General features: G+C 71.2%; 7 protein-coding genes. 4 read left to right on the top strand and 3 right to left on the bottom strand.

The genetic code is table 11. From position 1 onward, the window contains the following. Positions 1–103: 103 nt before the first annotated feature. The 3 genes from M0P34_RS12765 to M0P34_RS12755 all read right to left on the bottom strand — a co-directional run bounded on the left by M0P34_RS12765 (position 104) and on the right by M0P34_RS12755 (position 4,395). Positions 104–334 carry a hypothetical protein gene (locus M0P34_RS12765; protein ID WP_291499738.1) on the bottom strand — a complete coding sequence of 77 codons (231 nt, stop codon included), beginning with the start codon at positions 332–334 and terminating at the stop codon, positions 104–106. A gap of 63 nt (positions 335–397) precedes the next feature. Further along, positions 398–2,896 carry an excinuclease ABC subunit UvrA gene (gene uvrA / locus M0P34_RS12760; RefSeq protein ID WP_291499736.1) on the bottom strand — a complete coding sequence of 833 codons (2,499 nt, stop codon included), beginning with the start codon at positions 2,894–2,896 and terminating at the stop codon, positions 398–400. Positions 2,897–3,039: 143 nt separating this feature from the next. Beyond that, the gene (locus tag M0P34_RS12755) at positions 3,040–4,395 is read right to left on the bottom strand and encodes an MATE family efflux transporter (protein WP_291499733.1); all 1,356 of its coding nucleotides are present in this window, start codon (positions 4,393–4,395) and stop codon (positions 3,040–3,042) included. A 217-nt stretch (positions 4,396–4,612) separates the two neighbouring features. Here M0P34_RS12755 and M0P34_RS12750 point away from each other — a divergent pair, with 217 nt between their 5' ends. The 4 genes from M0P34_RS12750 to M0P34_RS12735 all read left to right on the top strand — a co-directional run. Further along, positions 4,613–5,083 (top strand): Lrp/AsnC family transcriptional regulator, encoded by a 471-nt coding sequence (locus M0P34_RS12750; protein WP_291499731.1) that lies wholly within the window; start codon positions 4,613–4,615, stop codon positions 5,081–5,083. Between the two features lie 34 nt (positions 5,084–5,117). After that, positions 5,118–5,474, top strand: coding sequence for a cupin domain-containing protein (locus M0P34_RS12745; RefSeq protein WP_291499729.1), 357 nt, complete (start codon positions 5,118–5,120; stop codon positions 5,472–5,474). Between the two features lie 22 nt (positions 5,475–5,496). Next, a complete protein-coding gene (locus tag M0P34_RS12740) occupies positions 5,497–5,976 on the top strand; it encodes a hypothetical protein (RefSeq protein WP_291499728.1) in 480 nt (159 codons plus the stop codon). Continuing rightward, positions 5,973–6,549: cyclase family protein (locus M0P34_RS12735; RefSeq protein ID WP_291499725.1), on the top strand; the 577-nt coding region annotated here is incomplete at its 3' end. The genes M0P34_RS12740 and M0P34_RS12735, both read left to right, overlap by 4 nt.

Below are 6,549 nucleotides of genomic sequence, written 5' to 3'. Positions count from 1 at the left end.
GCCGGGAAGGATGTGGGGAGGACGGCTTGGGCGTCGGGCGGGGCGGCTTGGGCGCCGGGCGGGGGAGCGGGGCGTGGGCGCCCACGCCCCGCTCCCCCGTCGGTCAGCCCCGGTCCACGAGGAAGCGCCCGGTCACGGAGTCGGGGTCGGCGATGATGTGCTCCGGGGTGCCCCGGGAGACGATGCGCCCCCCGTGCTCGCCGCCGCCGGGCCCCAGGTCCAGGACCCAGTCGGCGGCACGGACCACGTCGGTGTTGTGCTCGATGACCACGACGGTGGCGCCCTTGTCCACCAGGCGGTGCAGCACGGCGATGAGCTTGCCGACCTCATGCATGTGCAGGCCGGTGGTCGGCTCGTCGAGGATGTAGAGGGTCCCGGGCAGGCTGCGCTTGCCCAGCTAGCGGCTGATCTTGATGCGCTGGGCCTCGCCGCCCGACAGCGTGGTGGCGGGCTGGCCAAGGCGCAGGTACTCCAGGCCCACGTCTTCGAGAATGGCCAGCCGGCGGACCAGGACCGGGTAGTTCTCGAAGAATTGCAGGGACTGGCGCACGGTCAGCCCCAGAACCTCGGAGATGTTCAGGCCCTTGTAGCGCACCTCCAGGGTCTCGCGATTGTAGCGCTGGCCCTTGCACACGTCGCAGGTCACGAACACGTCGGGCAGGAAGTGCATCTCCACGCGGATGGACCCGTCGCCCTGGCAGGCCTCGCAGCGGCCGCCGCGCACGTTGAAGCTGAAGCGGCCGGGCTTGTAGCCGCGCTTTTTGGCCTCCTTGGTCCCGGCGAAGATGGTGCGGATCTCGTCGAATATCTTGGTGTAGGTGGCCGGGTTGGAACGCGGGGTGCGGCCGATGGGCGTCTGGTCGATGGAGACGATGCGCTCGATGGCCTCGCCCCCGGCGATGCCCGCGAGCTGGCCGGGCTCCTCGACCTTGATGCCGCGCTCCAGGGCCAGGTGCTTGTAGAGCGTGTCCATGACCAGGGAGGATTTGCCCGAGCCGGACACGCCGGTGACGCAGGTCAGGCAGCCCAGGGGGAAGTCCACGTCCAGCCCGCGCAGGTTGTTTGTGGTCACGCCCTTGAGGGCTACGACGCCCCGGGCCGGGCGCCGGGCGTCGGGCTGCTCGATGCGCATATCCCCGCGCAGGTAGCGCGCGGTGAGGCTCTTCGCGTCGGCCAGCAGGCCGGGCACGTCGCCCTGGTAGACGATCTCCCCGCCCAGCCAGCCCGAGCCGGGGCCCAGCTCCAGGATGTGGTCGGCGTGCTTGATGGTCGCCTCGTCGTGCTCGACCACCAGCACGGTGTTGCCCCGGCCCTGGAGCTCGCGCAGGGTGGCCAGCAGGCGGTCGTTGTCGCGCGGGTGCAGGCCGATGGAGGGCTCGTCCAGGACGTAGGTCACGCCCACGAGCCCGGAGCCCAGCTGCCCGGCCAGGCGGATGCGCTGGGCCTCGCCGCCGGACAGGGTCGACATGTTGCGGCCCAGGGACAGGTAGTCCAGCCCGACGTTGACCAGAAAGCCCAGGCGATGGGTCAGCTCCTTCATCAGCGGCTCGGCGATCATGGCCTTGTGGCCCGGGAACTCGCGGCCGCGCAGCCAGTCCAGGGCCCGGCGGATGGACAGGCTGGTGAACTCGAAGAGGTTCAGGTCGCCCACGCGGGCGGCCAGGGCCTCGGGGCGCAGGCGGGCCCCGGCGCAGGCCGGGCAGGGGCGGCTCTGGCGGTAGCGCGACAGCTCGTCGCGCCAGATGGAGCCGAAGCTCATGCCGCTGTCCAGCAGGGCGACCACCCCGGGCCAGTCGCCGCCCTCCCCTTCGCCGTGGAAGAGCGCGTGGTGCGCACCCCGGGAAAACGCCGCCAGGGGCGTGCCCAGGGTGAAGCCGTGGCGGCGGCCCAGGGCCTTCAGGCGGTCGGCGAAGCGCGAGAACACGCGCGGGTTCTTCCAGGGGATGACCGCCCCGCCCTCCAGGGACAGGCCCCGGTTGGGCGCCAGCAGGGCGGGCTCGAAATAGTCCACGCTGCCCAGGCCCGAGCAGGTCGGGCAGGCCCCCTGGGGGCTGTTGAAGGAGAACAGCTGCGGGGTCAGGGCCGGCAGGCTGACGTGGCAGGTGGGGCAGGCCGAGTCGGTGCTGAAGAAGATCGTCTCGCCGTCGCGCTCGCCGCCCGCCAGGGCCACGGCCAGCCGCCCGCCGCCGTGGGCCAGGGCCAGCTCCACCGAGTCGGCCAGCCGCCCGCGCACGCCCTCGCGCACCACAAGGCGGTCCACCACCAGCTCGATGGTGTGCTTGCGGTTCTTCTCCAGCTCGGGCAGGGGCTCCAGTTCGAGCACCTGGCCGTCGACGCGCACCCGGGCGAAGCCCTCGGAGCGCAGGCGCTTCAGGCGTTCGGCGTGGGTGCCCTTCTGGTGCTCGGCCAGGGGCGCCAGCAGCAGGAAGCGCGCCCCCTCGCCCAGGGCCAGGATGTCGTCCACGATCTCGTCGGCTGTCTGGGAGCGGATGGGCTTGCCGCATTGCGGGCAGTACATGGTGCCCAGGCGGGCGTAGAACACGCGCAGGAAGTCGTAGATCTCCGTCACCGTGCCCACGGTGGAGCGCGGGTTGCGCGAGGCGGCCTGCTGTTCCAGGGAAATGGCCGGGGACAGGCCCTCGATCTTGTCCACCTTGGGCTTGTCCATCTGGGGCAGGAACTGGCGGGCATAGGCCGAAAGGGATTCCACATAGCGCCGCTGGCCCTCGGCGTAGACGATGTCGAAGGCCAGGGTGGATTTGCCCGAGCCGCTGGGCCCGCAGACCACCACGAGCTTGCCGCGCGGGATGTCCAGGTCCAGGTTCTTCAGGTTGTGCTGGCGGGCGCCTTCGATGTGGATGTATTCGGCGCCGGGGCGGGAGGCGGGATTGGTCATGATGCTTGTGTCCGGCGCGCCGGGGGGCGCGGCGTTGAGGGTGCGTGGCCGGGCCGGGCCGCCGCGCGGCCCGAGGGGGGAAGATAAGCATCGCCCGGCCCCAGGCAAGGGCCGGGCCGGGGCGCGGGTCGGCTCCCCGGCCCCTAGCCGGAGATGACGCTCATGGCCTTCCAGCGGCCCCCGGCGTAGCGCAGCCGCGCGGCCAGGGCGAGCACGGCCAGGGACACGGCCAGGGTGCCCCAGCACCAGTAGACCCCCCAGCCCAGGACCTCCACCAGGAGCCACACCGGCAGCACCTGGAGCAGCAGGGAGCACACGGACTGGCAGAGCATGACGAAGCCCGTGTCCCCCGCGCCCTTGAGGGCGCCGAAGTGGACCAGGGCCACGCCGTCGAACAGGGTGTAGAAGGCCACGACCACCAGCAGCAGGCTGCCCATGGTCATGACCGGGGCGTACTGCGCGGGGGTCATGTCCGCCGGGCGGAAGGCCGCCACCAGCGGCTCGGGGACCAACAGGAACACGGCGGCCAGGGACAGGGCCCAGGCCAGGGCCAGGTGCAGGGCGCTGCGCGTGACCTCCTCGGCCCGGCCCGGATCGCCTGCGCCCAGGGCCTGGCCCACCAGCGTCTCGATGGCGATATGCAGCCCGACCATGGGCATGAAGGCGAAATGGTCCAGGGAGAACACGAGGTTGGATGCGGCCAGCTCCGTGGTCCCCAACCGGCCGATGAGCAGGATGAATACCGTGAAGCCGAACACGTCCAGGAACAGCTGCGCCCCGCCCGGCAGCCCGAAGCGCATGAGCCGCGCGAACAGTTCGCGGTCGGGCCGCCACCGGGAGCGCACGCCGAAGCGCGCCTCGTTGCCCCGGGTGAACACCAGCGCGGCGAACAGCAGCGCCGTCACGCCCCAGGCCGTCACCGTGGCGATGCCCGCACCCCGGATGCCCAGGGCCGGAAAGCCCCAGGCGCCGTTGATGAGCGCGTAGTCCAGGGGGATGTTCAGGGCGGCGCCGATCATGTTGACCACGGCCACCGTGCGCGTCAGCCCGCGTCCGGAGTAGAACGTGGACAGGCACATGCCCAGCACGGCCAGGCCCGAGCCCCAGCACAGGATGCGGTAGTAGGCCACCTCCATCTCCTGGATCTCGGGCGCGTGCCCGGCCAGGGCGAAGATCCAGCCCCCCGGCAGGGACAGCAGCGCCAGCGCCACCCCGGCCAGGAGCGAGAACCACAGCCCCTGCCACAGGGCCGCGCCCACGTTGCCGGGCTGCCCGGCGCCCGTGTACTGGGCCACGAAGACGTTGACGTAGCTGGCCACGCCCACGAAAAAGGCCATGAAGACGAAATTCGTGATGCTGCCCGACAACGAGGCTGCCAGGGCCTCCAGGCTGTGGTGCGCCAGGAACATGCGGTCGGTGAACTGCATCACCGTGCCCGAGACCATGCTCGCCACCAGCGGCAGCCCGACCACGAGCACCTCGCGGTAGCCCCCCCTCATATGCCATCTGCGCATGAAACGACCTTGCCTTGTTCGGAAAAAACCGGGAGCGGACACGCCCCCAGCGCACCCCCTTAACCGCGCGTCCCGGTCTTGGCAAGGTCGCTGTACAACCCCGCCGCCCCGCCCCGCCCCCCCCCCGGAAGGCGCGGGGCATTTTCGCGCTTTACATGTGCCCGCTTGTGACATATCGAAACTTGAAAGGGGATAAAAGAATATGATCGACGAAATTGACGCAAAAATCATTACCATCCTTCAGGAGAACGCCCGGACATCCAACGCGGAGATCGCCCGGCGCGTGGGCATGACGGCCTCGGCGGTCTTCGGGCGCATCCGGCGCCTGGAGCAGGACGGGGTCATCCGGGGCTATGCCGCCCTGGTCGACCCCGTCGCCGTGGCCCTGCCCGTGCTGGCCTATGTGCTGGTGCGCCTGTCGGTGTACCGCCGCGCCCGCGAGGTGGGCGGCGCCCTGTGCACCGTGCCCGCCGTGCAGGAGGTCGCGCATCTCACCGGCGAGGACTGCTTCCTGGCCAAGGTCCGCTGCCGCGACACGGCCCAGCTCGAGGAGGTGGTCATGGGCATCAACGACATCGAGGCCGTCTGCGGCACGCGCACGATCATCGCCTTCCGCGCCCTGCGCGAGGGCGGAGCCCTGCCCGTGGCCTGCGCGGCGCCCGGCGCGGACTGAGCGCAAACCCGCCGCGAGCGGAAGGAGCATCCTCGTGGAAAAGATCAACATCCAGGAAAAATTCGCGCTGTTCACGGAGCGGTGGTCGCCCCGGATCATCGCCCGAGTGGGTGACGTGCATGTGAAGCTCGGGCGCATCCAGGGCGCCTTCGAGTGGCACAGCCACGAGGACGAGGACGAGATGTTCCTCGTCATCGAGGGCCGCATGACCCTGCGGTTCCGCGACCGCGACGTGGAGCTGGGCCCCGGGGAGTGCCTTGTGGTGCCGCGCGGGGTGGAGCACATGCCCGTGGCCGATGAGGAGACGAAGATCATGATGATCGAGCCCGCGGGCACGGTGAACACCGGCGGCAACGTTTCGGAGCGCACCGTGGAGGCCCGGTGGGTATGACCCCTCGCGAAAAGGAGGACCCATGAGCACCTTCCCCCTGCCCGAACCCTGCGGCCTGCGGCCCATCCGGCCCCTGGGCCTGCTCGATGTCGGCGGCTGGCGCATCAAGACCTACGGCATCGCCCACGGCCGGGCCCTGCCGCGCCCGGAGCTGGTTGCGGCCGCGCACGGGCTGGCGGCCACGGCCTTTCCCGCACCGGCCGCCGGGCCGGGCCGCTACGGCGTGGGCTACCTGGGCATCCACGACGGGCGCGGCGCGGCCTGGGTCTTCGCCGACTGGTGGGAAAACGAGAACGAGCTGCGCCACCGCGTGTTCATCGCCCCCGCCGAGGCGCCCGCGGCCCTGGAGGAGCGGACCCACACCAGCCTGACGGCCTGCGTGTGGGACCTGCGCGTCATGTGCTTCGAGCGCGGGGCGTGGTTGGCCCACTGCCTGCGCAACCCCGCCGGCCGCCCGGACCTGGAGGCCTACCTGGCCGATACCCTGAGTGAGGACGCATGAGATACTTCGACCTGTCCCATCCCGTTGTTCACGGCATGATCAGCTGCCCGGGGCTGCCCGGGCCGGTGGTGGACGCGCACCTCTCGCGCGAGGCCTCGCGCGGGCGCTACGCCCCGGGCACGGAGTTCCACATCGGGCGCATTACCATGATCGGCAACACCGGCACATACATCGACGCGCCCTTCCACCGCCACGCCGACGGCGCGGACCTTGCGGACCTGCCCCTGGAGCGGCTGGCCGACCTGCCCGTGACCCTGGTGCGCCGGGCGCCGGACGCCCCCCGGGCCATCGGCCCCGAGGCTCTCCAGGGCCTGCCCCTGGCCGGGCGGGCCGTGCTGGTGCATACCGGCCACGCCCGCCGCTGGGGCGACGACGCCTACTTTCGCGACCTGCCCCACCTGACCCGCGGGGCCGCTGAGCTGCTGTGTGCGGCCGGGGCCGCCCTGGCCGGAATCGACGCCATGAACATCGACTCCACCGCCGACCCCGAGCGCCCGGTGCACACCCTGCTCCTGGGCGCGGGGCTGCCCATCGTGGAGAACCTGACCGGCCTGGACGCCCTGCCCGAGCCCT

The sequence above is a fragment of the Desulfocurvus sp. genome, assembly GCF_023230885.1.
GTDB lineage: Bacteria > Desulfobacterota > Desulfovibrionia > Desulfovibrionales > Desulfovibrionaceae > Desulfocurvus.
The sequence above is the reverse complement of the archived record's forward strand: the minus strand, read 5'-3'. Positions and strand labels throughout refer to the sequence as shown.